29 protein-coding genes, 1 other RNA gene and 5 pseudogenes are annotated in these 24,382 nt (G+C 44.8%); 17 read left to right on the forward strand and 18 right to left on the reverse strand.

The features are described from left to right. The first annotated feature begins 45 nt into the window (after window positions 1–45). Window positions 46–405 (forward strand): outer membrane protein assembly factor BamE, encoded by a 360-nt coding sequence (gene bamE / locus E3U36_RS00865; protein ID WP_180817478.1) that lies wholly within the window; start codon window positions 46–48, stop codon window positions 403–405. Window positions 406–508: 103 nt separating this feature from the next. Here the strand turns inward: bamE and E3U36_RS00870 are convergent, their stop codons facing one another. Together E3U36_RS00870 and E3U36_RS00875 are read right to left on the reverse strand one after the other, a co-directional pair. Beyond that, window positions 509–799: an RnfH family protein gene (locus E3U36_RS00870; protein ID WP_180816794.1), complete on the reverse strand. Its 291-nt coding sequence runs from the start codon at window positions 797–799 to the stop codon at window positions 509–511. Next, window positions 792–1,226 (reverse strand): type II toxin-antitoxin system RatA family toxin, encoded by a 435-nt coding sequence (locus E3U36_RS00875; RefSeq protein WP_202881824.1) that lies wholly within the window; start codon window positions 1,224–1,226, stop codon window positions 792–794. The genes E3U36_RS00870 and E3U36_RS00875 overlap by 8 nt, the downstream gene beginning before the upstream one ends. A gap of 157 nt (window positions 1,227–1,383) precedes the next feature. On the opposite strand from E3U36_RS00875, the gene smpB reads away from it, so the two are divergent. The 3 genes and pseudogenes from smpB to E3U36_RS00890 all read left to right on the forward strand — a co-directional run bounded on the left by smpB (window position 1,384) and on the right by E3U36_RS00890 (window position 3,723). Beyond that, window positions 1,384–1,866: an SsrA-binding protein SmpB gene (gene smpB, locus E3U36_RS00880; protein WP_180816796.1), complete on the forward strand. Its 483-nt coding sequence runs from the start codon at window positions 1,384–1,386 to the stop codon at window positions 1,864–1,866. 58 nt (window positions 1,867–1,924) lie between these two features. Next, window positions 1,925–2,288, forward strand: a transfer-messenger RNA (tmRNA) gene (gene ssrA / locus E3U36_RS00885). A gap of 192 nt (window positions 2,289–2,480) precedes the next feature. After that, window positions 2,481–3,723: pseudogene (locus E3U36_RS00890) on the forward strand (integrase domain-containing protein). Between the two features lie 34 nt (window positions 3,724–3,757). Here the strand turns inward: E3U36_RS00890 and E3U36_RS00895 are convergent. Both E3U36_RS00895 and E3U36_RS12375 read right to left on the reverse strand, forming a co-directional pair. Then, on the reverse strand, window positions 3,758–4,261 hold the full coding sequence (locus E3U36_RS00895) for a hypothetical protein (protein WP_238337472.1): 504 nt from the start codon (window positions 4,259–4,261) through the stop codon (window positions 3,758–3,760). Next, window positions 4,246–4,521, reverse strand: a complete 276-nt coding sequence (locus tag E3U36_RS12375; protein WP_238337473.1) for a hypothetical protein — start codon at window positions 4,519–4,521, stop codon at window positions 4,246–4,248. The genes E3U36_RS00895 and E3U36_RS12375 overlap by 16 nt, the downstream gene beginning before the upstream one ends. A gap of 147 nt (window positions 4,522–4,668) precedes the next feature. On the opposite strand from E3U36_RS12375, the gene E3U36_RS00900 reads away from it, so the two are divergent. The 3 genes and pseudogenes from E3U36_RS00900 (at window position 4,669) to E3U36_RS00910 (ending at window position 6,837) form a co-directional block, all read left to right on the forward strand. Further along, window positions 4,669–4,866 carry an AlpA family phage regulatory protein gene (locus tag E3U36_RS00900; RefSeq protein ID WP_238337533.1) on the forward strand — a complete coding sequence of 66 codons (198 nt, stop codon included), beginning with the start codon at window positions 4,669–4,671 and terminating at the stop codon, window positions 4,864–4,866. Window positions 4,867–4,898: 32 nt separating this feature from the next. Continuing rightward, complete coding sequence (locus E3U36_RS00905) at window positions 4,899–5,657, forward strand: YagM family protein (protein WP_180816797.1); 759 nt, start codon at window positions 4,899–4,901, stop codon at window positions 5,655–5,657. Window positions 5,658–6,214: 557 nt separating this feature from the next. Continuing rightward, a pseudogene (locus tag E3U36_RS00910) lies at window positions 6,215–6,837 on the forward strand (inovirus Gp2 family protein). A 105-nt stretch (window positions 6,838–6,942) separates the two neighbouring features. Here the strand turns inward: E3U36_RS00910 and E3U36_RS00915 are convergent. From E3U36_RS00915 to E3U36_RS12405, 12 genes are all read right to left on the reverse strand, one after another. Further along, a complete protein-coding gene (locus E3U36_RS00915; protein WP_180816798.1) occupies window positions 6,943–7,806 on the reverse strand; it encodes a hypothetical protein in 864 nt (287 codons plus the stop codon). 248 nt (window positions 7,807–8,054) lie between these two features. Beyond that, window positions 8,055–8,399: a TatD family hydrolase gene (locus E3U36_RS00920; protein WP_369412961.1), complete on the reverse strand. Its 345-nt coding sequence runs from the start codon at window positions 8,397–8,399 to the stop codon at window positions 8,055–8,057. A gap of 33 nt (window positions 8,400–8,432) precedes the next feature. Continuing rightward, on the reverse strand, window positions 8,433–9,356 hold the full coding sequence (locus E3U36_RS00925; protein ID WP_180816238.1) for an IS5 family transposase: 924 nt from the start codon (window positions 9,354–9,356) through the stop codon (window positions 8,433–8,435). A 47-nt stretch (window positions 9,357–9,403) separates the two neighbouring features. Beyond that, entirely contained in the window at window positions 9,404–9,724 is a 321-nt protein-coding gene (locus tag E3U36_RS13115; protein ID WP_369412962.1) for a TatD family hydrolase, read from the reverse strand. Between the two features lie 148 nt (window positions 9,725–9,872). Next, on the reverse strand, window positions 9,873–11,138 hold the full coding sequence (gene qatC / locus E3U36_RS00935) for a Qat anti-phage system QueC-like protein QatC (protein WP_180816799.1): 1,266 nt from the start codon (window positions 11,136–11,138) through the stop codon (window positions 9,873–9,875). Further along, a complete protein-coding gene (locus E3U36_RS12380) occupies window positions 11,135–11,944 on the reverse strand; it encodes a Qat anti-phage system associated protein QatB (RefSeq protein ID WP_180816800.1) in 810 nt (269 codons plus the stop codon). Before E3U36_RS12380 ends, qatC begins: the two co-directional genes overlap by 4 nt. Continuing rightward, window positions 11,944–12,330, reverse strand: coding sequence for a hypothetical protein (locus E3U36_RS12385; RefSeq protein ID WP_238337476.1), 387 nt, complete (start codon window positions 12,328–12,330; stop codon window positions 11,944–11,946). The genes E3U36_RS12380 and E3U36_RS12385 overlap by 1 nt, the downstream gene beginning before the upstream one ends. After that, window positions 12,327–13,373: a KAP family P-loop NTPase fold protein gene (locus tag E3U36_RS12390; RefSeq protein ID WP_238337477.1), complete on the reverse strand. Its 1,047-nt coding sequence runs from the start codon at window positions 13,371–13,373 to the stop codon at window positions 12,327–12,329. The genes E3U36_RS12385 and E3U36_RS12390 overlap by 4 nt, the downstream gene beginning before the upstream one ends. Further along, window positions 13,327–13,821, reverse strand: a complete 495-nt coding sequence (locus E3U36_RS12395; RefSeq protein ID WP_238337478.1) for a KAP family P-loop NTPase fold protein — start codon at window positions 13,819–13,821, stop codon at window positions 13,327–13,329. Before E3U36_RS12395 ends, E3U36_RS12390 begins: the two co-directional genes overlap by 47 nt. A gap of 565 nt (window positions 13,822–14,386) precedes the next feature. Then, on the reverse strand, window positions 14,387–15,658 hold the full coding sequence (locus tag E3U36_RS00950) for a UvrD-helicase domain-containing protein (protein ID WP_238337479.1): 1,272 nt from the start codon (window positions 15,656–15,658) through the stop codon (window positions 14,387–14,389). Next, a complete protein-coding gene (locus tag E3U36_RS12400) occupies window positions 15,655–16,332 on the reverse strand; it encodes a TOPRIM nucleotidyl transferase/hydrolase domain-containing protein (RefSeq protein WP_238337480.1) in 678 nt (225 codons plus the stop codon). The genes E3U36_RS00950 and E3U36_RS12400 overlap by 4 nt, the downstream gene beginning before the upstream one ends. Before the next feature lie 86 nt (window positions 16,333–16,418). Then, a complete protein-coding gene (locus tag E3U36_RS12405) occupies window positions 16,419–16,919 on the reverse strand; it encodes an ATP-dependent nuclease (protein ID WP_238337534.1) in 501 nt (166 codons plus the stop codon). A gap of 948 nt (window positions 16,920–17,867) precedes the next feature. Here E3U36_RS12405 and E3U36_RS00960 point away from each other — a divergent pair. From E3U36_RS00960 to E3U36_RS13335, 10 genes and pseudogenes are all read left to right on the forward strand, one after another. Continuing rightward, complete coding sequence (locus E3U36_RS00960) at window positions 17,868–18,743, forward strand: GTPase family protein (protein ID WP_180816801.1); 876 nt, start codon at window positions 17,868–17,870, stop codon at window positions 18,741–18,743. A 212-nt stretch (window positions 18,744–18,955) separates the two neighbouring features. Then, window positions 18,956–19,657 carry a WYL domain-containing protein gene (locus E3U36_RS00965; protein ID WP_180816802.1) on the forward strand — a complete coding sequence of 234 codons (702 nt, stop codon included), beginning with the start codon at window positions 18,956–18,958 and terminating at the stop codon, window positions 19,655–19,657. Between the two features lie 5 nt (window positions 19,658–19,662). Further along, window positions 19,663–20,268: a hypothetical protein gene (locus tag E3U36_RS00970; protein WP_180816803.1), complete on the forward strand. Its 606-nt coding sequence runs from the start codon at window positions 19,663–19,665 to the stop codon at window positions 20,266–20,268. Then, entirely contained in the window at window positions 20,265–20,789 is a 525-nt protein-coding gene (locus E3U36_RS00975) for an IrmA family protein (RefSeq protein WP_238337481.1), read from the forward strand. The genes E3U36_RS00970 and E3U36_RS00975 overlap by 4 nt, the downstream gene beginning before the upstream one ends. A gap of 129 nt (window positions 20,790–20,918) precedes the next feature. Next, window positions 20,919–21,338 (forward strand): antirestriction protein, encoded by a 420-nt coding sequence (locus E3U36_RS00980; protein WP_180817481.1) that lies wholly within the window; start codon window positions 20,919–20,921, stop codon window positions 21,336–21,338. A gap of 59 nt (window positions 21,339–21,397) precedes the next feature. After that, the gene (radC, locus tag E3U36_RS00985) at window positions 21,398–21,820 is read left to right on the forward strand and encodes a RadC family protein (RefSeq protein ID WP_180817482.1); all 423 of its coding nucleotides are present in this window, start codon (window positions 21,398–21,400) and stop codon (window positions 21,818–21,820) included. A gap of 10 nt (window positions 21,821–21,830) precedes the next feature. Beyond that, a pseudogene (locus E3U36_RS00990) lies at window positions 21,831–22,157 on the forward strand (type IV toxin-antitoxin system YeeU family antitoxin). A gap of 32 nt (window positions 22,158–22,189) precedes the next feature. Further along, window positions 22,190–22,551, forward strand: a pseudogene (locus tag E3U36_RS00995) (TA system toxin CbtA family protein). 14 nt (window positions 22,552–22,565) lie between these two features. Further along, a complete protein-coding gene (locus E3U36_RS01000) occupies window positions 22,566–22,775 on the forward strand; it encodes a DUF5983 family protein (RefSeq protein WP_180816804.1) in 210 nt (69 codons plus the stop codon). A 286-nt stretch (window positions 22,776–23,061) separates the two neighbouring features. Then, a pseudogene (locus E3U36_RS13335) lies at window positions 23,062–23,172 on the forward strand (integrase arm-type DNA-binding domain-containing protein); the annotation flags it as partial. A 35-nt stretch (window positions 23,173–23,207) separates the two neighbouring features. On the opposite strand, the gene E3U36_RS01005 reads toward E3U36_RS13335, so the two are convergent. Then, window positions 23,208–23,795, reverse strand: coding sequence for a hypothetical protein (locus E3U36_RS01005; protein ID WP_180816805.1), 588 nt, complete (start codon window positions 23,793–23,795; stop codon window positions 23,208–23,210). Window positions 23,796–23,930: 135 nt separating this feature from the next. After that, entirely contained in the window at window positions 23,931–24,260 is a 330-nt protein-coding gene (locus E3U36_RS01010) for a hypothetical protein (RefSeq protein WP_180816806.1), read from the reverse strand. Window positions 24,261–24,382 lie beyond the last annotated feature (122 nt).

Genomic DNA, 24,382 nt, shown 5'->3' on the forward strand with positions numbered 1-24,382 from the left:
TGTCGATTATTATCGATATTCTGACTCTTAAAGGAATATATGACCATGCGTTGTAAACTGTTAATTCCTGCTGCTATGTCTGTTGTTGTTTTAACAGCGGGTTGTTCTATAGCAGAACGGCTTGTTTACCGTCCTGACATTAATCAAGGCAACTATCTTTCTGCCAGTGATGTTGCAAAAATCCAAAAAGGAATGACGCAACAGCAAGTAGCCTATACATTAGGAACACCAATGCTAAAGGAACCGTTTGGCCAGCAAGTTTGGTATTATATTTTCCGTCAACAGCTGGGACATGAAAAAGTTAAACAGCAAACACTAACACTCACTTTTGATCGCAATGGGATTTTAGTTGACATCAAAAATAACGATGCATTAGCAGCACAAAAAGCATCAACACTTATGTAGATGCTACATCACGTTATTGATATTTATTTAAATAAATATTAATAGACTGCCAATTAGGCGACATTTAAATTGGCGGTCAACCTACCTCATTACAAACAGATTATTAAGATTTTTGTTTGGCTTTTTCTGCCCGTTTACGACGTATCTCTTTCGGATCAGCAAGTAATGGACGATAAATTTCAACCCGATCACCATCAGAGAAGATATCTGATAATTTAGCGGGTCGACTATAAATACCGACTTTATTTTTACTCAAATCAATGTCATCTCGAAGTGACAAAATACCTGATTGCATAATTGCCTCTTCAACACTCGCACCCTCTGCTAGCTTGACTCGCAACAGAAATTGCCTATCTGGCAATGCATAAACCACCTCAATATTTATTTCAACCATAATAAACCTCGTGAGCACGTTGAGTAAAAGCTTGCACCATATTTCCAGCCAATTCTTTAAAAATCCGACCAAAAGCCAACTCAATCAATTTATTAGTAAATTCAAAATCAAGATATAATTCCACTTTACAGGCATTTTCATTTAAAGGTGTAAATAACCAATTACCCATTAATTTACGAAATGGCCCTTTTACCAACTGTATTTGAATACTCTTATTATCTTGCAATATATTATGCGTAATAAAAGTCTTACTAATACCCGCTTTAGCAACCTCAACCGACGCAGTCATTTCATTATTAACATGATTCAGCACCCGACTGCCCACACAACCTGGTAAAAATTGTGGATATGAATCTACATCATTAACTAAATTGTACATTTTCTCCGCACTATAAGGCACTAATGCAGATCGACTAATTTGCGGCATAATCATTCTCACCAAATAAATCAGAAACAATAATAACATTGATATACACTTAAATAAAAATTCTGCACGACAACTTAGTCTAATAAATGCTCACTTAACACCAAATAATAGATCCTTACCGTGCCATTTATTTATACATACAGTATAATCGCCAATTATGACAAAGAAAAAAGCACACAAGCCCGGTTCGGCAACGATTACGTTAAATAAAAGAGCACGCCATGAATACTTCATCAGTGAAGAAATTGAGGCGGGCTTAGCTTTGCAGGGTTGGGAAGTCAAAGCACTACGCGCAGGTAAAGCCAATATTAGAGACAGTTATGTTTTACTGAAAGAAGGTGAAGCCTATCTTTTTAGTGCAACAATTACCCCGCTAAATGTAGCCTCCTCCCATGTGGTTTGTGATCCAATGCGCACCCGAAAGTTATTGCTAAATCAGCGTGAACTAGATTCGCTATTTGGTAAAATCAATCGCGAAGGCCACACAGCGGTAGCATTATCCCTTTACTGGAAAAATGCCTGGTGTAAAGTCAAAATTGGTGTCGCCAAGGGTAAAAAAGAGCACGATAAGCGTTCTGACATTAAAGATCGCGAATGGAAGTTAGACAAAGCGAGAGTTATGAAAAACGCAGGTCGATAATGAGCTAAGTGCTAGCATTATTAAGTTTTTTTTCTGATATAATTAAAGTAATAAACTTGGGGCTGATTCTGGATTCGACGGGATTTGCGAAACCCAAGGTGCATGCCGAGGGGCGGTTTGCCTCGTAAAAAGCCGCAAAAAAATAGTCGCAAACGACGATAAATACGCACTGGCAGCTTAATAACCTGCGCAGAGCCCTCTCTCCCTAGCCTCCGCTCTTAGGACGTGGATCAAGAGAGGTCAAACCTAAAAGAGATCGCGTGGATGCCTAGCCTGGGGTTGAAGCGTTAAACTTAATCAGGATAGTCTGTTAGTAGTGTGTCTGTCCACAGCTAGCTGGCGAATGTAAAGACTAGACTAAGCATGTAGTACCGAGGATGTAGAAATTTCGGACGCGGGTTCAACTCCCGCCAGCTCCACCAAAATTCTCCATCGGTGATTACCAGAGTCATCCGATGAAGTCCTAATAGCCCGCACGGCGCAAGCCCTGCGGGCTTTTTTGTGCTTTCAATTTGTCCCGCGAAGTCTGATGCCAACTAATTAAATTCGAACCTTTTAGGCACCTCGTAAAGCTTTATTGTTTTTGATGTGCCTAAAACTATGGACACCCGGCAATGGCAAGACAAACCAAACCTCTATACGTTAAAGAAATCGAATCCGCCAAACCCAAAGAAGAGGACTACGTTCTCTATGATGACGATGGCCTTGAACTACTCATCAAATCCAGCGGGAGTAAAATCTGGCAGTTTCGATACATTAGCCCTGTTACCAAGAAACGGGCGAAGAAGAGCATAGGCCCCTACCCGTCAGTTACCCTTGCCGATGCCAGAAACTATCGAGCAGAGTCCCGCTCTCTCCTTGCGAAACAAATCGATCCTCAAGAGCATCAGCAAGAACAACTGCGTAGTTCGCTTGAAGCTAAAACCAACACTTTCCAGCTCGTGGCAGAACGCTGGTGGAATGTGAAGAAAGCCAGCGTGACTGAGGACTACGCAGAGGATATCTGGCGTGCTCTTGAGAGAGATATCTTTCCTGCGATTGGTGATGTAAGCGTTACAGATATTAAAGCTCATACACTGGTTCAGGCCGTTCAACCTGTTCAGGCCAGAGGAGCGCTGGAAACCGTTCGTCGTCTTTGCCAACGTATCAATGAAGTCATGATATATGTCCAGAACACAGGCCTGATTGATGCTGTTCCCAGCGTTAATATCGGTAAAGCCTTCGAGAAGCCACAGAAAAAGAACATGCCCAGCATTCGTCTGGACCAGCTACCTCAACTGATGCAGACGATGCGTACGGCCAGCATTAGCCTTTCAACACGATGCTTGTTCATGTGGGCAACTTCTTACCATCACCCGCCCTGCCGAAGCGGCTGAAGACCGTTGGGAAGAGGTAGACATGTAAGCACGAGAATGGAAGATTCCTGCATCACGCATGAAGATGAACGGTGACCATACTGTGCCATTGTCAGATGAGGCTCTCTCTATTCTGGAAATAATGAAGTCTCTCAGTGGTGGCCGAGAATTTATCTTTCCTAGCCGTATCAAGCCAAACCAGCCGATGAACAGCCAAACCGTCAATGCATCGCTAAAGCGTGCGGGCTTTGGCGGAGTGCTTGTTTCGCATGGCCTGCGATCTATTGCCAGTACGGCCCTTAACGAGCAGGGCTTTCCACCAGATGTGATTGAAGCAGCACTTGCTCACGTGGACAAGAATGAGGTGTGTCGTGCTTACAACCGTAGCGATTATCTTGAGCAGAGACGACCAATGATGCAATAGAGGGATGATTTTGTGAAAGCTGCTGATGCAGGTAGTTTATTCATAAATGGTGTTCAAAACCTACGTTTGGTTATTTAACTTTCAAACGATTGCGCCTGAAGGGGCGCAAAACTTATAATTTTTTTGGCTTAAGAACTTTTTCATTCAAAGCTGTACCCAGCTCAACATTTTTCTTACCCCAAAGCTGGATCTTACTTACTCGATTTTCTTCTTTTAAATCAATGTTGTTATTGTGTTTTTTTTGTTCCTCAATGCACAACCAAAGTGGTCGCTCAATTGCTTCTGCGGCATCAGTCCAACGCTTCCATCCTCCCACGGCTTGAGGAGTAATCTGCAGTAATCGAATAGCCTCTTCCATTATTGGATTATAGACTTCAGCCTTAGTAGCCCCACCTTTAGCTGCGGCCTTAACTTTCGCTTTATAGATTTTTCTCTCTTCATCTATAAGCTCACAGCACATGCATGCGCCAGAACACTCATGCAGCAACGCGAGAGCGACATTTAGAGCCTGAATCGATCGCCGTTTGTTATAATTCCAGGCTGCTTTAGCCCATTGATACGCAATACCTGCTAGTAAGAGATTAAATCTGAAGTTTTCATTCAGCCCTTTGACCACCCATTCGCACGCAAGTGCGAAAGCTCAATATCTAATCGAGGCCTACACTTAATAATCGCATCGTCGCACTTTGAGTAGTTACTCAGCACCTGATTCAAAAAATCATTAACTATCTTATTATTATCATTTAATAAAGAGAACTCATCTAGCATTTTATCACCAGCAGGCCATCTGTCTGGTTTGAATTCTTGCTGCAAGCCATCGCGTATTCTTACGTATTGCTCACAAAGCATGCCAAAACACCAATTCAAATCATCCATATATTAATCAACCAGTTATCCGCATCTGCCGTAAAAAAAGTTTTTTATGGCAGCTATATTTTTTCACATGTTCATCGAAGTTAACCTCAATCTCGTTCAAAACCAAACGATAAAGAGGAAGGCAAGATAATCACATCCAATGTAAGAATTTTACGTTTAAACACCATTGTCATTAAAACTGGCATAGCCAGATCCACCATTTACGACTGGCTAAATCCAAAGTCACCAAGATACGACTCTTCTTTTCCTAAGCCACGGAAGCTTGGAAAGCAGTCTGTAGGCTGGCTTGAGTCAGAAATTGACGGGTGGATCAATGAAATCGCTAAGACCTCAAAAGAAGCTTAATTTTTATTACTCACAGGTTAAGGGGAAAAGTGATGTCACAGCGTGTAACATACAGTACATCTAACAATACAACGATTGAAATTTTTAAAAGATATTGCCGCATTAAAAATTGCTCATTATCATCCGCAATTTCATTGGCAACGGATGCCGTCGCGCCAGTTTTAGAAAAAATAATATCACATCATGATGAAGCTAGTGAAATTGAAAAAAACCTCTTTCAAGCTTGTTTCTTTTCCAAGAACAGAACATTACGTAGCGTACCTGTCAGATCACAAGAGGAGTATTACCTTGCCATTTGGAATACTCACATCAAATATAACATCGACAACCTTGACCACAATCGTTATAAACACAGCTTGCCTAATAGAAGAATTTGGAAAGATGAGAAAAAAAAGATAATAGAAAATCAAGAAAGAATCATAGAAAAATACAATGCCAAGAAAGGAATATTCATTTATCTAGACAGAAGGGTCAACTATGCCTACAAGATATCAGCTGGATACTCAAACCTAAGATTAATTAAAGAGACTTCGTATGAAGATATTTCCTTTGACTTCACCAAAATGATTATCGTTCCTATATTAGACCTAATCACATTAGGAATAGATGAAACTGTTCGTCGAAAAAACGACAACAAAACTGTGCAGTGCATCTGCTGGATTCCAGTTTATTATATAAACAACAAGGCATTAATGATACCAGTAGTTCATGAGGACGATGTTTCTGCCTCAACGAAAAATGGAGGGAAAATCATTATTGTTGAACCATTCAAAGACGAAGTAAAAATGTAATTAATGACACCAATATTAAGAAAAACAGGGTACATTGCATAATGAAACACTAAGAACCCAACTTTCAATCATCTATGAGATTTTTATAGAAAACATGAAGCTTCACATAAACAAAATGCTTAAAGCAGCAGGTAGCCCACAAGGGAGTAAATATTATAATTATATCCAACTAGCAAAGAAACGGGGTCTCACGCAGTCACAGACTGCAAAACATTTATGCATAAGTATTTCGACAGTGAAAAGAAATTGGGATGGTGCCGTAATAGACTAGCTTATTCGAACTAATTGCAGAGTAACTTTTATACAGTCATCACAGGCTGGGATTAACTTCATCTCAATTTTAGGTGTAGGAAAAGGTATTATAATGGCTATATACTTTTACTGCCCATTAAGAGTTAGATAATAGATATATTGCCAGTTAGATCAGAATAGTATGCCCGTACTAATGTTTGATACCAGAATATACTCTTAACTCTGAATAAGTATAGCCCTGCGTGTGTGGCAACAACCAATACGGTCCCTGACAGACCGTAGGATCAACCACATAGGTTTATATTATGAACACATACTTAGGATCTCATGGATTACATAACGCAGACAATCTGTATAGAATACTTGAGGTGCTCGGCTATGCCACCGACCAATATACCAGCATTATGGCTGTGCGCGTTGATTTCCATTATCCTCCGATACTTGATAACGGAGATACCATCGGCTGTTTCATTAATCGTGAGCCTGGGGCAATATCTCGATCCATCAACTCACTAAAAGAGATACTTAAAAACAGTGAGCGTCGTAGGGGAGGCGTAACAGTGTCAGAGTTCATCCCAATACTCTGCGTGACGTATGGGCTAAGGAATTCAGCCAATCAGGGAAATGCCACTTCCACCTTTGCTTTTTATTCAACGAACAGGCTTACAACAAGCTGGGCGATTATAATATCGACACCAGCTTACGCATGATGATCACCAGAGCCTGGTACAGTGCATTAGGATTGGAGCTGGAGGACTACCCAGGGCTGGTTCACTTCCCTGATAACTGCCGGTATATCTTGGACCGAAACTCAGCAGATTATATCTATGAGTACGGGGAGCTAATCCAACGTCTGGGATATCTGACCAAACTTGACAGCAAAATTTACGAAGAAGGTGAACGCAATTTCGGCGGTAGTCACAAATAGTCATATGGTCAAGCCTTCCCAATCGGGAAGGCCTTTTTCACGTTAGGAATAGGTGATATGTCCTACAATCGCGCAGATGAGTCGATAATCGCTAACGTAGAAGATCTACGGATTTGCAGCATGTTGCTCGCAGATAAAGAATACCCAAGCTTTATCTTTCAGCCCCTTGCCTTTGGCTTCTATTGCCTCTGTACGGGCAGCCTCCAGCTCTTTACGAACCACGGTACGCTTGGCTTTTGACCAGCTAGCCCAATCGATATAGATCTGGTAGCTTCGGGTAGGTTTAGGTTTACCTGACTCATCTTCCCCCCATTCACCAGACAGTGGAATGATGAGGTTTTCATCATTTTCAGTAAATTTGTTCCAGAGCAGTGGTGCATAAAAGATCTTCGGCTCCGGGTAAGGTTGAACCTCATTCCGGAGCTTTTTAAACGCAGTCATGTAGATTTTACCACTGATACCGGGAACGTTAAGCGACATTCCCCGGTCATGCGGGAAACGGATGAAGGCACGGCAAATATTGCGAATAGCATTCACTTGACGCCGGGATTGTCGTTCGGGTGAATTATCTTCACCAGATTGTGAGGATGCTGAACGTGTCGAACTGGATTTACTTTCATCACCAGAGAAACCTAGTTCAACAACCGGGCGGTTTTCGATCAACTTTAATCCCGAGGGCATTAAACCCGGAGCACTGTCCAGTATGTTGCGGACACTCGCCTTCTGGCCCTGGCGAATTACTGTGCTTTCAGCATCAGCATCAGCATCAGCATCACATTCATGATGATGTTGAATATGTCGTTTCTTTTTAAAATAGGCTCTGACTTTTTTATCTTTTTCCCATGCAGCAGGATGCATGGTTATACCACATCCCCAGCACACGTAACCTTCAGTATCAACGCTATCAAGCAACCACAGATCCTCTGCCTCTACAATCTCACGAGTACGTTTATCACGTGCAGACTCCATCACACTTTCCTTTTGTAGAATAAAAATCCAACATATCTAGTTTTGGCAGTCAAATGCGCACAAAGATGATTCTCAATAAACCTCGTTGGTGATATCTCTCGCTGCGAATTCCCCCCTAAAAGTTATGAGGTTCCTTTGCTTAACTACGTTGCGGTTACTCGCTATGTTAACAAACGGCATGCGCATTGAGACTTACACCATCCGACTGAAATATCTGTTAAACCTGTGGCAATTGAATACCATTTCGTTTAAAGGTTGAGAGCAATTCGATCGTTCCCCATCTGTCCAAGCAACGTTTTCGTATTGTTTAACAATTGTAGCTTTACATCATTTTCAGGCATTGACCACGCCTCGCCCAGCAATCGACCTGTAATATTGAAATCCCATGGCATCACAGTTCGATTGTTAAATTGAGCAAATGGCCCGTCGCTCTCTGGCACAACCCTGTCTTTGGGAAGCTTAGTAGCAAGAGCTTTCCCTGCGGCAGAGTTGAAAGCTGCCGGACCAATACTGAACCAGCATCCTTGTGCTGAAACATTCCTCAATTCCGTAATAGTTCCAGTGAACCAAGGCTTTGTTGAATAAATCAGAATTAGCCGCCAGGATGGCTCCCTCTGCTACACCTGTTATCCGATCCTGACGCTGTGTGGCATACCCAACAACGTCATACGGTTCAGCGCTTTGACCATCGCCATTGCTTCACCTACCTGAGCCTCATAGTCACGCAGCCTCAGATGGCCACCCAGCAAAGTTTTTATGCGGAACATCGCTGTTTCTGCCACTGAACGCCGGTGATAACCCACTTTCTTTTTCCACATATCATTACTCCTGCTCAGACGCTGATTCGCCACCGCATGGTTACGTTCATGGTACTTGTCCGGCCAGTATTTCGCTCCGCTTCGCGGCGGGATAAGGGGCCTGATTTTCTTTCTTAGCAACGCATCTTGGCAGTAACAGGCGTCATAAGCACCGTCTGCTGACACTTCCCTGATTTTCCGGTGGGTTTGGTTAATCAGGCCCGGCAGTGACTGCGCATCTGTCGTTCCGCTGAGCGATAAGTCGGCACAGATAATCTCATGATTCACACTGTCTGCTGCCAGATGAAGCTTGCGCCACACTCTTCGTCTGTCAGCCCCATGCTGCCTGACTTTCCATTCACCTTCGCCAAAGACCTTCAGACCGGTACTGTCGATGACCAGATGCGAGATTTCACCACGCGTTGGCGTTTTTATGCTGATGTTGACGCTCTTTGCTCGTCTGCTGACCAGCGAGTAGTCCGGACAGCACAGCGGCAAAGACATGAGTTTAAAAATCGAATCAACGAAGCCCTGTAATGCCCGGAGCGACAGGTTAAACACACGCTTCATCATCAGGACAGTGGTAACAGCCATATCGCTGTAGTAAAGCGGCCGGCCACGACCTTCAGGCGAAGAACTGTCAGTCCATCCAGCGATGGCCGACTCATCAAGCCAGACCGTCAGGGAACCGCGTTGTCTGAGTGCCTTGTTGTACGCGGGCCAGTTGGTAATTTTAAACTTTTGCTTTGCCATGGGGACCTGATGTTGAAACGAATTTAGCGATCAGCTCCGCCAATCACCTAAAAGTTCGATTTATTCAACAAAGCCGTGAACCAATGTAAAATAGGAACTCCGTGAGAGGGGAACGCTTTTAGCGTAGCAAGCACATCCGGAACGGCCTGTCTTGAGTGGATGCTCATTGCTCGTCCCCCAACATCGTGGCACTTCCTAACCACCTCGGAAAACACTCGAAGCTGCATAGCGTAACTGGTGGAGTATCGTTTTGAACCATCCAACCCAACCTCACCTACAGCAGCTACGTTTTGAATCAACTCGAGAAGCATTTCCAATTCCTGGAAACGATCAGCGACAATTTCAGGATGAAGTCCAGGACTGATCATTACAGATTCATGCTTTTCTAAAACATGACTTGTAGCCTGAAAAGCCTTTGGGGCGTAGTAACTAACCAAGTGAAAACATTACGCTTAATCGCACCGGCATAAACATTTCTAGCCTCGGGATACAAATCAACGTGACAGTGAAAATCAATCAAAGCAATTTATCCTGCACGAGTACAGTTTCTAGCTCATTTATACCTTGCTGCAAAACTCTACGATACATCGGTCGCTCTTTAATCGGTGAAAAAACCAACGAACCACCAAGAAATCTGTCAAGCCCTCTCTTCCTTACATCAAGGATGGCAAGTGCTACAGCCATAGGATCATCTGGCGCACTAGACTTGTCACTGCCAACAACAGATTCAAAGCGGTAAGACGTAGTATCCCCATCAGGTTTCCATGCAAGGAATGCCGCCCGACGGATCAAGCAAGGAACACAACGTCCACAGTGCTGACTATTATAGGTTCGAAAACGGCCACAACTCGTAGAATCAGCAGCCCATTTTTGCAAAAGATCTTGGTCAAGGCATTCCCGCATCATTTCGCCCTTAGTTTTGAAACGGTACGGCAACTCAAGCTGCACATGGATGCCCAAATTATCCAGAACTCTTTGCAACATATCGATCAACATAGGATGAGTTGTACGAGTACTCAAACTGGATACGCGCCCCGGAACCAAAGGAGGATTTATGGAGATCACCCCATTTTCGGGAATAAATATTGTTGGTTTTAGTAAGTTTATTTTCGTTGAGGCAAGTAATGCAAATGCATAAAAAGCTAATGAGCGACCACGTGTCGAAGGCTCGCGCGCTCCTTTGAAACTGATGCCATGACTCCATTGATAATGTGAACTATTTCCCATCAGCATGGATGCGTATGCCCTCTGTCGCTCAGAATCTTTATGTGTGAGTTGAGAAACAAATAGTGGTTTTCGACCCTTAGCCACCAAATCAATTCCACATATTAGACTATCCAGCCCTCCGGATAATAAAGATACGCAATCATTAGTGAGAAAAGCGACATCTCCTTGAGGAGGTTCCATGCCTGCATTATTGAAATTTAATAACCAATAATCACCAGTTAGAACTTTTAGCATATCTTCAAGATCGGATTTTAGCGGTAGCCACTTATCTGGATTGCACAATCCGACCGTAAGCTGAATATTCCGGGTCCAGCCATCTGCACTTGTTCTTCTAGGGCATGATAGATCCGCGCTACATACAGCGAGGCAAAACTGTACAAAATCCCAAATCTCTGTTGAAGGTCGAAACCCACCCCGTTTTAATGCACCATGCCATCGATTCGCAATTGTACCAACACCTGCACGCTTAGCGCCTTTAAAATAGGAGGATACTCGCTCATCAGCAGGAACCTGCGCTGGAATCAGTTCTGCTTTAGCACACATAATTTTAATCATTCTGAAAATACCTCTAAGGCAGAGAAGAGAATAGACTGAGCCAAGCTTTTCGGTTCTGTATTTTTTGTAGTTTGTTTTTCCAATACCACTCTAACCTCAGCACCGACCCACTCGCGAATATCAGAACGCCGTTCCTGAATTAATAAAGGATCATATTTTAATTTTTCGTAAGTCTGTCCAAGCTGGAGATCTATTCGATTACAAGTCTCATTCGCAATGGTCAACCCCATGACTTCAGCTATTTGCGCATCCGTGAGATTAAATATGTCCACGTCCGGATAAAGTTCATAGAGTTGCGCCATAGCCTCCGCGCCAGCATTACGGAGCGATTCGTCATCAACGCTTCGTGTCCCAAGAATAACATCTTTCAAAATTTCAAGAGTAAGATCTGTTGCCGAAAGATTCTCTTGACGAACGTGAGTAAGCCAATCAATCACTCGCTGGTCGTTTCCATCCCTAACAGACGTCAGGAACTCACCAAGACTACCGACACCACTGGCAACACCTCGCATAGTAGCAGCAGCTCGTCGCGCGCCCCCCATTCCTTTGGAGACCATGCTTTTTGTCGCACCACGTAAATTATCGTAGCTGCCATTTTGCAGATATCCTCCAAGTAGCGAACGAGCAGGTCCAAACCGTCGTTCTGGTGCTATTGCACCTTCAGGAATTACATTTCCACCGTTCTCCTCCGATGGTGAATCAGGCGAATCTCCTCCACCTGTTGTAGAGTCACTTTCAGGTTTTAACCATTCAGGATTAAACGGTGAACCTGCGCGGCCTCCCCCACTAGAAGTTGATGTTCCCATTAGCGCCTACTCCCAAGGTTCACAATTGCATTCCTAGTCGTTTTTGGTAATTCGTTAAGATCTTTCCATCGTTCTAAAAGTTGCTGTGCCCATGGCTGAGCACCAAGAGTTGGGATTAAACCCGGGCCAATAAGTTTCAGCAGAGCCTGATCCAACAAGCTGACTGCTTTATTTCTAATTTCCGTGTAAACCTTGCAGCACTCAATCAGCATTACAATTTCTTTGCTACTCTTCCAGGTACGTGTGGCACTATTACTCTGCCAGGCCTTAGTCATCGCCAACTCTGTCTGTGAAGGTCCTATTTTCCTCATAAGTTCAACTAAGGATTCATGACCATTATTTGCAACTTTCAGTGCGTCTCTCAATTTTCTAGAATCAGGAGTCATATTGTCATCACCGAAGTCACGAGTTCCAGAGTCACGACTAAGGTGGAGAAGCGGGCGTAGATCCTAGGTTCCCAAATCTGGCAGGAGTTGGAGCCATTGCTGAGTAAATGGCGTATTCTTGAAAGGCTCAGGTAAACTACTCTGACCCGCTGCAGCAGCTTCAGCATCCGCCAAAACTTGTACCCTACCGTCATTATCCGAATGAACACGACTAGCAAGTTCCTCAGCAAGGCTTTCGTCGACCTTTCAAGGAGATGCCATTTTGCCAGTGCGGCTATATCTAACGTTATTCCCTGAGGCGCAGAAAGAGCATCACGCAAATAAACAGTATTTAAAAATCTTTTCATTATCCGGGGATTAGCGTTTACTGCTAAAGAACTATGAAGAAGAGCCGCAAGACCCTGGGCTAAATCCATTAAACTTTTAAGTGCATTAACATGCTCTACCAGTTCATATAAAAACTCTTGATTGATCGTTTCACCTTTCCAACTATTACGTAGCTTCTCAGGGATAACGCTAAGAGCATGATTGAATCTTTCCTTACTGAAATGGCCTGCGTTGGTCTCTCGCTCAAGCAGCAAAAGCACCAGATACGCTTTCGCCTCATTCAAACCAAGGCGAGGAACATGGAGTGGAACCTGTATTAATTTATCGAAATAGTTAGTTACAAAATCGCCCGTAATTCCCGCGCCATCAAAGTGAACCTTCACTGCAGCTTTTATGAAATCATTATCTGCAGCAATAACGAAAGCGCTACGGCGAATAAATAGTAATAAACGAATTGATTCAAGTGTTGAAATTGCTCTTTGTGACAAACATCTGTCTAAATCATCCACAAATATTACTAACGTAATTTTCAACTCTTCGAGAATACTCTCTAAAGTATCCCTGAATGCCTGAATATGGGCTGGCATCGAGAATGGCTCACTCGGTTTTAGAAGACCGCTGGTACTTAGCTCGAGACTATCTGTATCTGATGATTCATTGCTCGATTTGTCATCCGACGTAAAACCAACCAGCCAATTTACAAACGGTTTTTCCAAGAGAACCGATAGGAATGCCAGTAGTTAAAGTCAATGCAGCTTCACCACTGAATTGAGCGACCCGTAGAAGATTTATCCTTCGCCACAGTTCAGATACTTTGTCGGTGATAGTCTTATTTTCATCTGTAAGCCGAACAATCTCGTCCCCCACAATTTGTAACAATGCACTTCTGGCGGACTCAAAATCTTGGTATAGCCATGGATTGAAAGTGAGTACGACAAAGGAATGCTTTTCTTGATTTCTCTCTTCCACCAACGACTCTTCAACTGAAGAGCTCTCTAGGCGTGATGCAATCATTTTCACCAGAGAAGATTTACCTGCTCCCCAGCCACCTGAGACTCCTATAGAAATAGGTTCCCCATTAGCCTGCTTCAGCAGGCTTGCACATGCATCAGCAACAACACCAAAATTCAAATAATCGACAGTTGTCTCGTTATCATGCCACATAGTGAAAAATCCATTTAAAATTAATTTATATCAATAGGATATGAAAACTGTTGTTTTCTGGTTCACAAATCCACTCTTGTGTAGGGCACTTGGCCTGTGGCCAGCAGATCAACACAGCGCCCTGCAAAGGCGTTTGGTATCGCAAGAGCAATAAAATTACGAGCACGGGTGAGGCCAACTTAGAGTACGCGCTTTGCCTCAGCATCTACTCGCGCTTGCCATGACTCGAAGAGTGCTTCAATTCTGTTTTCAGGGGCTCGATTCGGCGGGACTACGACGCATACTGCATCGTACTCACGACCTTTCACTTCATGTATGTTGCCACATGCGAACCGAGAGCAGCTGGCACTTGAAGATGCTTTGACCATTGCGCATTTGGTGGCTGTCGGAAGAAACGACGTACGCTTACACCAGCTGGGAGTGGCAGATGCAGCCTCTCCATTTCCGCGTGAACACGGGCTATCCAAGCAAGCCGCTCTTCATCAGAATCTCTGCACGTTTTTGGAAGGTTGATGAGAAAACTTAGGGCGCATCTACGATGGCCACGTCGGTCCATACCAAGACGTTAGATGGCTTTAATCATATGCTCATTTGGTTGACGCACACCCATTAAATCCAGTAATAATATTTCGACTGACTGGACTACATTCTCCTTCGTTCTTGGGGTTGCGGCAGGTGACCAGAACTCTGACACTTTACGAGCCAGCGACTCACTTCGCGAGTTTCCGGTTGAATTGCTGGAAGTGACGCTAGCTGCCCGCAACGCAACTTTGCCTGAGTGAGCCAAAATAATCGCCTTGGTTGACTCCAGTCCAAGTTCCTTAATCCGTCCAAGGAATGCCTGACCAATAATTTCCGTTGGGCCCCGGCCACCGTAGGTAAGAAGTAAAATTGGATAGTCAACATTCGCACTTTCACCAAGCGACCGATCAATCTGACCTTCTCGCCTTAGAGTGGCTGCTAACTGGCAAATTGCGGGACTACTACGAAAATTCCCCGTCAACCCCTTATGCGATGCAATAGGGTATGTATCCTTAAATATCTGTATCCCTTGAGGATTGCCATTACGAAATTCGTAGATTGCTTGGTCAGGATCACAAACGAACGTAATATTTACCCCATGTGCTCTGAGCCATGTCAGTATTTGCAGATCGAGTGGATTGCAATCTTGCCCTTCATCAACCATAACTTCTTGAAAACGTGCCGCCAATGCGCGAGCAAGTGACTCACCAATTACATTATCTCTAATCAACCGCAATGTTTGAGCACGTGCGTCCCCTGCACTCATATAGCCAGCTTGTAACAAAGATCGTCGCCGATTTGCCGCAGCTTGTTGATATCGAATCTGATGTTGACGTACATGATTTTGCAAACCCGCATGTCCGATCCTATCAGGATCAATAATATTGGTTTCTGGATCAAACAAATCTAGGCTTACCGGTTCACCTCGAAAGGCAAATTGACCTGATAAACGAATTTCTACACCAAGCGTATCCCAACTATCTAGGATAATTGGCCGAATTTGGCTCGATACCGCGCAACTTGGCAGTACAACGAAATGCCTGACGAAAGCATCAAGTGTTCCCATGAAACTAGGATACTTCAAAAGCGTATCAAGCCCAGCAGCCAGGCATCGTTCGCGGAACTCGTCTACCGCGGAGTTTGTGAATGAAAGTATCGCTATGCCCTGACGAGAAGGCAACTTAGCGGCGAGCCTCGCTAGCCGAGCAATGATTGTGCGCGTTTTTCCGGCTCCAGGACAAGCATTAACGAAGGCTCCGCCAATGTGAGAAGCAAATGTCTCTTGCTCTGGGGTTAGATTGTGGATGCCAGTCATATACGTGAAGCTCCACGAATTGCATCAATGAGATAAGGCGGAACAATAAATGGTTCACCCGCCTCAATGCGCGAAGCCATAGCTTGTGCCAAATCGCCTTTACGAGTTTTTTTCGCCTCAATTAATTTAAGAAATGCATTGGGACGATCTTGTTCTGGAATGCCATCTATCTGAGCTTCCCAGTCTCTACGTGAATTACGATGCCAACGAAGAAACACGCTTTTCAGGAAACTTTCATTTCCAGCGCCAAAAATTTCGTGCTCCAATGTGTGCTGATTGGTTAGCACAATCAGAGCATCTGGAGCTCCATGTGTTGCAGCCAGATTTTCCAGAACAACTTTCCTATTTCCCAACACGGTTGGGTCCGCATCAGTGATCACTATCAGCCTATCAGCAATACGTGCATCACCATATGGCCGTAGCAGCACCTCTACATATGGACGGAAGTCCACACCTTCAATAGGCACAATTACAGCCCCCTTGAACCTAAGCCACCCATCTAAATCATCGGCTAGCACAAGCTTTTGTGCTAGCACGGGCAACAATAGTGCTTCCGCGATCCCTTCCACAAAGATAGCTCTGTTACCAAACAGCAAAGCGGAACGAGTCACGTCAAGATATCGGCTAATTTTATCTAATGTCTTTGGCTTTAGCCCTATTTCGGCAATAGGCACACTCACTGATTCTGAGATGGCTATTCCATCTTGTTCACGATGCCGCGAACGAATGACCACTAGGTGACGTGGAGAAACCCATGCTGTCAGGTTGGGGAGTGGGTTGTCACAACAATTTGGAGGCGGCCTTCAGGCTTTCCTGGCTCTATGATACGTGATGCTGATTGGCGCGCTTGATCCAAGAGGAACTCAAGCACAAGTACCTGTAATTGCCGATGCAAATGCGCTTCAGGTTCTTCAACAAGGAAAATCGTGAGGTCTGCCTCTTTGGCCTTAGTCAGCTCTACAACAACAGTGGCCATGTAGAGTAGATTTGAGTACCCCAGACCAGAAGTCCGAATATCTTCGGGTATCAAACCTGTATCGGCCATACGAAATCTCAAATCACGAGCTACATCGAGTAATGTTTCGCTACCAAAATCCAATGCCGCTATCTGCGTACGTACTCCATTAGTGAGTAGTCCGAGAGCAGTACTGATATCCGTATTGATTGTAGTTAAGATCTCAGGCCGATTATCCGCACGCCTGACACCAGCGAGGAAATCCTGTTCCCTCTCTTTTGGCAAGAAATTACGCAGCAATGCCATCACTCAAGTGCCACTGCTAGTACCAAGCACCTGATGTGCGTCCCTTAAAGGAGGGAGATAAACGTGTCTAATCAAATCAGAAGAACCAAGCTCTGGTCCATTAGTGTCGAAACGTCCAGCCCACACGGTAGTCTTACCACGGGTAGCATGTTCAGAACGCGATTCATATCGATAGCCGCAGGTAGCCTCGCTCTTGGTAGGATCGGGAACTGCAGATATCAATAGACCTTTGAGGGTATCGCTTAGACCTTGGAAAGCCCCTTCGATTTGAAAACTTGGGACGGTCGAATAGCGTCGTACATCCTCCTCTTCTGGATATCGTTCGCGGCGTCCACTCAACGGCAAAGTAAGCAATCTGATTGCCTCTACGACATTGGATTTTCCACCATTATTTCACCAACCAATACAGTTAAATCTGGGCGGAAACTAACGGTTACATCATCACAAGACCGAAACCGCGAAATTTTCAGCTTACCTAAATACATAAATATCCTTATATTACAAAGGCATATGAGTCACCTTGATAAGACCACTTGGAGGGCTTCATCCAAAATACTTTAATATATCGATAGTCCTGTCCGACTCGAGGTTAACGGCCATTAACTGTTTACTTTGTAGAGGATAAACAGAATTCGACGAATTTGTTAGAATGAAGCGAAGCGATAATTACTGATTTATTACTCCACAATTACAATAATATCAACACCTTCCTTATGGCAATGTGCCAGAGGCATCATTTTTTCACTATTGCCAAAAAAAATGATTGAGATCCAATTTAATAGCTATCTCCGGCTCAAAATGTGATCCTGTATTAATCCTTTGAAATTACATTTTATAACTCGGCTAACACACTTACAATCCAAATAATTTCAGATAGATATTATCTCCATGAATCACCCCTGACGCCTTCTTGCCTCGGGGGTTTTGTTTTTCTACTGAGGTCGTATCGTGAAAAAATCAGAAGGTCTGCAGGCCATCGAAAAGCCAATAGCATCACTCCCCAACGCCATTGGCAAACATATTTTTGACCATATTCAAAAGCTCATTCATTACGAACCGGTCATCAGCATTATGGGAAAAACAGGTGCAGGGAAATCGTCGCTCTGCAATGCTCTGTTCCAAAGTGAGGTTACACCAGTCAGCGATATCGACTCATGCACCCGTGAAGTGCTGCGATTGCGGCTGCGTAGTGGTGACCACAGCCTGATACTTTTAGATCTACCCGGTGTCAGTGAGAGTGAGCAACGGGATACGGAATATGAATCTTTGTATCGCCGAATACTCCCTGAGCTGGATTTAATCCTGTGGGTCATCAAAGCCGATGATCGTGCTTTCTCCGCCGATGAACGTTTCTACAAGCTAGTGATGACTGACCACCAGCAGCGGACACTTTTTATCGTTAACCAGGCTGACAAAATAGAGCCCCGCCATGAGTGGTATGTCACCGGCAATGCGCCATCACTGAACCAGTTGGTTAATATCGAGGCCAGGCTAAAGTCCATTCGCCAGCTATTTTCACCATACCATCCGGTGTGTGCTGTCTCAGCGAGAACAGAATGGAATCTGCCATCAATGGTAGAAACGATGATGCGTTGCTTGCCGGATCGTGCCACCAGCCAATTGGCGGCACAACTGCATGGGAGGTTATGCAGTGAACCGGTAAAAAAGCAGGCTCGTGAAGGCTTTGGTAATGCGGTCGGAGAAGTGTTTGATTCTGCGGAAGCGGCATCATTTATTCCCTCGCCACTAAAAGCGGTCATCGGTACTGTCCGTGAGGAGGTGGTATCCGTTGCTCGTGCCGTTTGGGACTGGATTTTCTTCTGAGCTGGCTTACCTGCCATTATCTTCGGGACATACCTTGTCCGTTCTGGCGTTTTATAAGCAGCTGAATTTCTACAGTTTCCCCTTGACGCCCCGTCACGGTTGATTTTGGCAACTGTAAAAAATACGTCGCCTGGTGTCCATTCCCTGTCCCACCCCCTCGCTAGAATAACCTTTTTATTTTCAGCTAATTATCTCACTGGAGAACCTGCTTCATGGCTCAGGTTGAACATCGTCATGATCGGCTTGCCGTCCGACTGTCGTTAATTATTAGCCGCCTGGTGGCTGGTGAAACACTGGATTTGCGAGTGCTGGCAACTGAATTTGGTGTGTCGGTACGAACCCTGCGCCGGGACTTTCGGGAACGTCTGATATATCTGGACCTGGAGTATCGCAAAGGCCGATGCCGTTTGTTATCCGGTAGCCGCCAGAGAGAGTTGGCGGTAATGACATTTGCCCGTAAGTCAGGCGTTGAAGCACTGTTTCCTGATATGGATAACCATCTGGTCAATTCACTGTTGAGCGGACCAGGGGAGTCTCCTTGCCTGATCTGGCAGGGAACAGCTCAGGTTTTATTCCCAGACTCAGGCGTATTCACTCGGTTGGTGAGCGCGGTATCGGAACATCGAAAGGTGACGCTGCTCGGTAACGGTTGCCGCTGTACAGGTCTCGCTCCCTATCGGCTGGTTCTGCGTGAAGGCGAGTGGTATCTGACGGGTGAGCATCAGGCACGGATTACCGTCTTTCCCTTGACGGATATTCGGGCAATCACGCTCCACAAGGACAGTTTTGCCCCGGATATTACGGTGCGCGATATCCTCTCCCGCCCGGATTTTCTTCAGGCTTTACCCCTCTTTCGCTTTTTCAATTCAATGCTAGTCGCAACCAACGGCGGCCTTATACATCAAAAGGAATAATCATTATGAAACTGCTTACTACTACAGCGCTGGCTGCCAGCATTTTCCTGGGGGCTGTTTTCCCAACTGAAGCTGGAAATATTGTCGGAACTGTTAAAGCCTGGCAATACATGCAGGCTGAAGGCTGGAAATCTGCCAATGGCATGGATGACAACACACTACACAACATGCTCTATCAGGCCAGTGTTGTTGATAACTACCCATGGACGAAACAGTTTCTGTTACGTGTCCGTGGTGGCGGTGCATTGTTTCTTACCGATAAGAAGACTCACACGATTCGACAACTGAAAGTGGAGCCTGTAGGTGAAACCTTCAATGACATTGAAACGGTTTATCAGGGAGAAGACAAAGGTGAAGGATGCTATTTAGCTATTATCGAAAATCAATCTTCAGCACGACAAAAAGCGATTGATGACCTTCTTAGCTATCCACTAGTTGATGATATCGATGCTAAAGCAAAAAAGATCAGACAGCAGATGACCCCGAAAGTCGTTATGGCCATACCAGATAATTGTGTGAATAAGCAGCAACAGGCTGCACTTGCAGCTAAACGTTCGGAAGAGGATCGTAAGTTACAGCAGTGGGTAGCACAGCAAAGTCTGGAGGAATGATGTCGTCGTACAGGCAACTGCTGAAAGCCTTCCAACAACACCAAAATTATCCTTTATCAAAATCAGGAGCATCATTTTTGAACCGATTTGTTAAAACCTTACCTTTCATCGCTGGTTTGACGTGGTGCCATTTGCAACCCGCACAGGCCGACGAACAACGCTACATCAGTATCCGTAACACCGATACAGTATGGACTCCTGGCAATATTTGCGTTTATCAGTTTCGCCTTGATAACGGTGGAAGTGGTACAGGTTTCGGCCAACTGAATGTGTCACTGCGTTTTAAAGACAAGGCAGACAAAACGCTCGCGCAAGGCGTCATGGAAGTAGCTACCTTTGGAGAAAGCAACGCAACACGTTCACAGGACGCTTTTCTGGAGCATGAATGTGTTGAAGGTGTCAGTGCCGTTGAAATTGTAAAGGTGATGGAGTTAAGCGCCAGGCATCAGACAGACCTGCCGCTATCCATATTCGATCCACAATATTACCAGCCATTATCAGTATCAGTTGCCGTGAATTAACCGTCACAACTGGCTGAGATGGGCATCTGCCACACCTCAGCTTATCAGCACTCACTTAAAACACATCAGGCCATGCTTCCCTGAGGAGGCATGGCCTTTTTGTTTTTAAACCATAAATACGGAGTCAGTATGGATCACACCACAACACCAGTCACCGCAACATCCGTACCAGACAGGCAGCGCCTTAACTTCTGGCCCAAGCACTTCGGCAAAATCCCTCAGTGGATGCTTCTGGAACCTCGTGCTTTCGCCTGGATGGATCGACTGTGCGAAGCTTACAACGGCGGATACTGGAATTATTACACGCTCAGCAACGGCGGTGCCTTCATCGCACCAGATAGCGAAGATAACTGGGCAATGTTCAACAAACTGAATGGCAACAGCGCGGAGATGAGCAGCGAAGCGGCTGGCATCAGTGTCTGCCTGCTGAACTGGAGCCACCATGCCTGCAGAACCGGCAGCCCTGCTATGAGCGAACACTACTATCGTCTTCGTGAATTTGCGCTGAGCCATCCTGAAAGCAACGCCATCATGCACATCATCGACTGACGGCAGATAACATTATGGAAATGACTTAATTACCTTATCCACTCAATTCACACCGCACCATAAAACGCGCCCTGACGCTTATCGAAAATCACCTGAGCGAACCTGGAGTGGCGTTTACCTCGGCAGCACTCACCCGCGACTGGCTGAGACTGAACCTCGCAGGACTGGAGCGGGAAGTGTTTATGGTGGTGTTTCTGGATAATCAGAACCGGCTGCTGGCACACGAAACCCTGTTTCACGGCTACATCACCAGCACAGAAATTCATCCCCGCGAGGTGGTTAAAGCCGCACTGCGGCATAACGCCGCTGCGGCAATCTTTGCCCACAACCATCCATCTGGATATGCTGAACCCAGCGATGCCGACCGGCGCATCACCGCACGGCTGAAAAAAGCGCTGGCGCTGGTTGAGGTGCGAGTACTGGACCATCTGATTGTCGGCAGCAAAGAGATTGTCTCGTTCGCCGAACGCGGCTGGTCCTAAAGGAGGACATATGCATTCTCAACAATGGGGGCTGACGTGCAGTAAAACGCCGTGCTTCGGTGCCAGGCTGGTGCAGGAAGGCAACCGGATGCACTTTCTGGTTGACCGGGCAGGGTTTACCGGCGACGTCAGCGACGATGAAGCACTTCGCCTTGACCAGGCTTTTCCACTGATAATGAAATAGCTGGAACAGCTGCTGTCAGCCGGTGAACTGAATTCCCGTCACCAGCAACGCGTTACCCTTCATTACATCGGAATGACCTGCGAAGCCGACACGCTCGGTTCGCACGGTTATGTTTACATCGCGATTTATCCCTCTTCGGCAATAACCGGCTGACCCGCCGTCATCTGACAACAGGATTACACCACATGCAAAATTTACCGTTACCCGAGCCACGGGCGGTTGAGCCATGCCGGTCCCCCGTGCAGGTCTGGCAGGTGCTGCTCACACATCTGCTGGATAAACACTACGGCCTCACGCTCAACGATACGCCGTTTGACGACGACAGTGTCATTCAGGCGCACATCAACGCCGGTATTTCTCTGTGCGACGCCATCAATTTCATTGTGGAAAGGTATGAACTGGTGCAAACCGACCACAGCCGTTTCAGCTTCACCGAGTGCTCGCCGATGATTGGTGCACCGACATTATGAGTGCCCGCCGTGCAACCGGGCTGATAGTGAGCAGCAGCTACAGCACCATAACCAGCATCACAACAGGCCGATATTAGGGAGGAGAAGCACATTGAAAATAGATCTGAACATCAGCGCTGACAGCATCAGCGTGCTGGCACTTAACATGGAGAAAATCGCGGTCGATGTTGACGGTATCGAGATCGCTGAACTGATGGCTGCCGTTAATGCTCAAGGGCTTACGCTGCGTATCGCGGAGGAACCCGGCGAGGTGATTGTCGAAACCAGCTCTCGCCTTCTCCTAAGTAGCCTTGTAAGATAATGCGAATCGGACCGATAAAATGAAAATTAGTTTTAGGCACCTTCTTAGGCACCAACGAATAATTGAATTGAAGAATTAATATTTTAATTCAGTCGGTTAGCGGACTAATTCAGACTCCGCCAGCCCACCAAATTATCTTCTAAGGACATCCAAAGAAGACTGAAAAGCCCGCTAATTCAATGAGTTGTCGGCTTTTCTATGCTCTTGTCTAATGTAACCTAATTAAATCAAATTATCTTAGGTACTTTGATAGTTTTTGAGGTACCTAAAAAATGGAACATCAATAATAGCAAGACAAACCAAACCCTTATCAGTAAAAGAAATCGAAGTAGCAAAACCCAAAGAGCGTGATTATTTTCTCAAGGACTATTTAATAAGGTGGAGCGGCATGCTTATTAAAAATAACGAGAAGCGAGATTACGGTACAAAATATTAACTCACAGCGGGAAGGTCAAAATTTTCTTTATCAAAAGAAAGATTGAATTCTCCTGAATTACCAAACATGTCAGTTACTTTGACTTTTGCTTTGTTAAGCACATCTTGCCACTGGAGTTGTTCAGTGTTATTTTCCGGAATAATACATTTATATAAGTACATGGTAGGCGTCTCGTTTCTAGTACGGTTTGCTTTAACAAAGGGAGCAAGCCGATACACATACGAGCTATCTTCCAGATAAAAATGACCATTTACTTCAAAAGTGCCTTTATCTGGATTATACCAAAAATTAACATGTGCTTGCGAGCCATTATTACCTTTATTTGGCCTATGGATCACTGAATAAGGGACATCTGGGCCTACAATACAAAAAAATCCTTCTTCGATAGGAGGCCATAAAACAATACCACGATTTGCATCGTGATTTTTTTTAATATCATAGTCGATAGACCACTTTTTAAAATTCTCTGAATTCTTTGGCTTAAATTTTACAACGCGTGACCATACTTCACCATTTTGATGTCCCTTATATGGCCCAGAATCGCTGAAGCGAGACATCCAACTAAAGTTATTTTCAAAAACCATAGATTCCGCTATTACATCAATATTTTTCTGATCACTATAATTAACCTTCTCAATAGATTTAATATATTTTCTTTGTGGATTTCTAAATGATGATCCTGTTTCGCCACGCGGACCATTTCTAGTGGCAGTGCCACTTTAGCTGTTATTAAAATCACCCACGCCATGAACATTGAATCCTGCCGCGATATCGATACCGTTACTAACGTCAGTCGCATAAAGATAAAAAATGACTTCCTGCTCCCCTGTTTGAGTGTCAACGTAGCTATCACTCAAAAATGTGTCAAACGAAGGCACCATAATATAGTCATTACTATGCCTCGTATAAATCCAAGGCTTAAAATTATTAGGAGCATTGCCTTCCCAATTTAATCGTCTGCCACTGCGATATTCAACTAAGTGTGCCCGACCTTGTAATTCATCCGCCGAAATGACTAAGGGATGATTATCTTTATCAACAACTTTCACTTTTAATGAAATCGCAATTCGATTTTGACCATTGCCATAAATAGTCGCCTTTTCAGCTGATCTATTATTTACAAAAGCTAAATCAAGGTAATCTAATCGATAAAATCTAGGCTTTGTTGAAT

Origin of the sequence: Arsenophonus endosymbiont of Aphis craccivora, from assembly GCF_013460135.1 — a bacterium.
GTDB lineage: Bacteria > Pseudomonadota > Gammaproteobacteria > Enterobacterales > Enterobacteriaceae > Arsenophonus > Arsenophonus nilaparvatae.

Bases quoted from the DNA above. Each gene is read 5' to 3' on its own strand.
- E3U36_RS13115 (WP_369412962.1), bottom strand. From the start codon at position 9,724: ATGATCAGTCCTGGACTTCATCCTGAAATTGTCGCTGATCGTTTCCAG.
- E3U36_RS12375 (WP_238337473.1), bottom strand. From the start codon at position 4,521: ATGGATGATTTGAATTGGTGTTTTGGCATGCTTTGTGAGCAATACGTA.
- E3U36_RS01005 (WP_180816805.1), bottom strand. From the start codon at position 23,795: ATGGTTTTTGAAAATAACTTTAGTTGGATGTCTCGCTTCAGCGATTCT.
- smpB (WP_180816796.1), top strand. From the start codon at position 1,384: ATGACAAAGAAAAAAGCACACAAGCCCGGTTCGGCAACGATTACGTTA.
- E3U36_RS00950 (WP_238337479.1), bottom strand. From the start codon at position 15,658: ATGACTGGCATCCACAATCTAACCCCAGAGCAAGAGACATTTGCTTCT.
- E3U36_RS00970 (WP_180816803.1), top strand. From the start codon at position 19,663: ATGAAACTGCTTACTACTACAGCGCTGGCTGCCAGCATTTTCCTGGGG.
- E3U36_RS00980 (WP_180817481.1), top strand. From the start codon at position 20,919: ATGGATCACACCACAACACCAGTCACCGCAACATCCGTACCAGACAGG.
- E3U36_RS00870 (WP_180816794.1), bottom strand. From the start codon at position 799: ATGGTTGAAATAAATATTGAGGTGGTTTATGCATTGCCAGATAGGCAA.
- E3U36_RS00875 (WP_202881824.1), bottom strand. From the start codon at position 1,226: ATGCCGCAAATTAGTCGATCTGCATTAGTGCCTTATAGTGCGGAGAAA.
- E3U36_RS12380 (WP_180816800.1), bottom strand. From the start codon at position 11,944: ATGGGAACATCAACTTCTAGTGGGGGAGGCCGCGCAGGTTCACCGTTT.
- E3U36_RS00905 (WP_180816797.1), top strand. From the start codon at position 4,899: ATGTCACAGCGTGTAACATACAGTACATCTAACAATACAACGATTGAA.
- E3U36_RS00925 (WP_180816238.1), bottom strand. From the start codon at position 9,356: ATGGCAAAGCAAAAGTTTAAAATTACCAACTGGCCCGCGTACAACAAG.
- E3U36_RS12405 (WP_238337534.1), bottom strand. From the start codon at position 16,919: ATGGCATTGCTGCGTAATTTCTTGCCAAAAGAGAGGGAACAGGATTTC.
- E3U36_RS12395 (WP_238337478.1), bottom strand. From the start codon at position 13,821: ATGTGGCATGATAACGAGACAACTGTCGATTATTTGAATTTTGGTGTT.
- qatC (WP_180816799.1), bottom strand. From the start codon at position 11,138: ATGATTAAAATTATGTGTGCTAAAGCAGAACTGATTCCAGCGCAGGTT.
- bamE (WP_180817478.1), top strand. From the start codon at position 46: ATGCGTTGTAAACTGTTAATTCCTGCTGCTATGTCTGTTGTTGTTTTA.
- E3U36_RS00915 (WP_180816798.1), bottom strand. From the start codon at position 7,806: ATGGAGTCTGCACGTGATAAACGTACTCGTGAGATTGTAGAGGCAGAG.
- E3U36_RS00975 (WP_238337481.1), top strand. From the start codon at position 20,265: ATGATGTCGTCGTACAGGCAACTGCTGAAAGCCTTCCAACAACACCAA.
- E3U36_RS12385 (WP_238337476.1), bottom strand. From the start codon at position 12,330: ATGACTCCTGATTCTAGAAAATTGAGAGACGCACTGAAAGTTGCAAAT.
- E3U36_RS00965 (WP_180816802.1), top strand. From the start codon at position 18,956: ATGGCTCAGGTTGAACATCGTCATGATCGGCTTGCCGTCCGACTGTCG.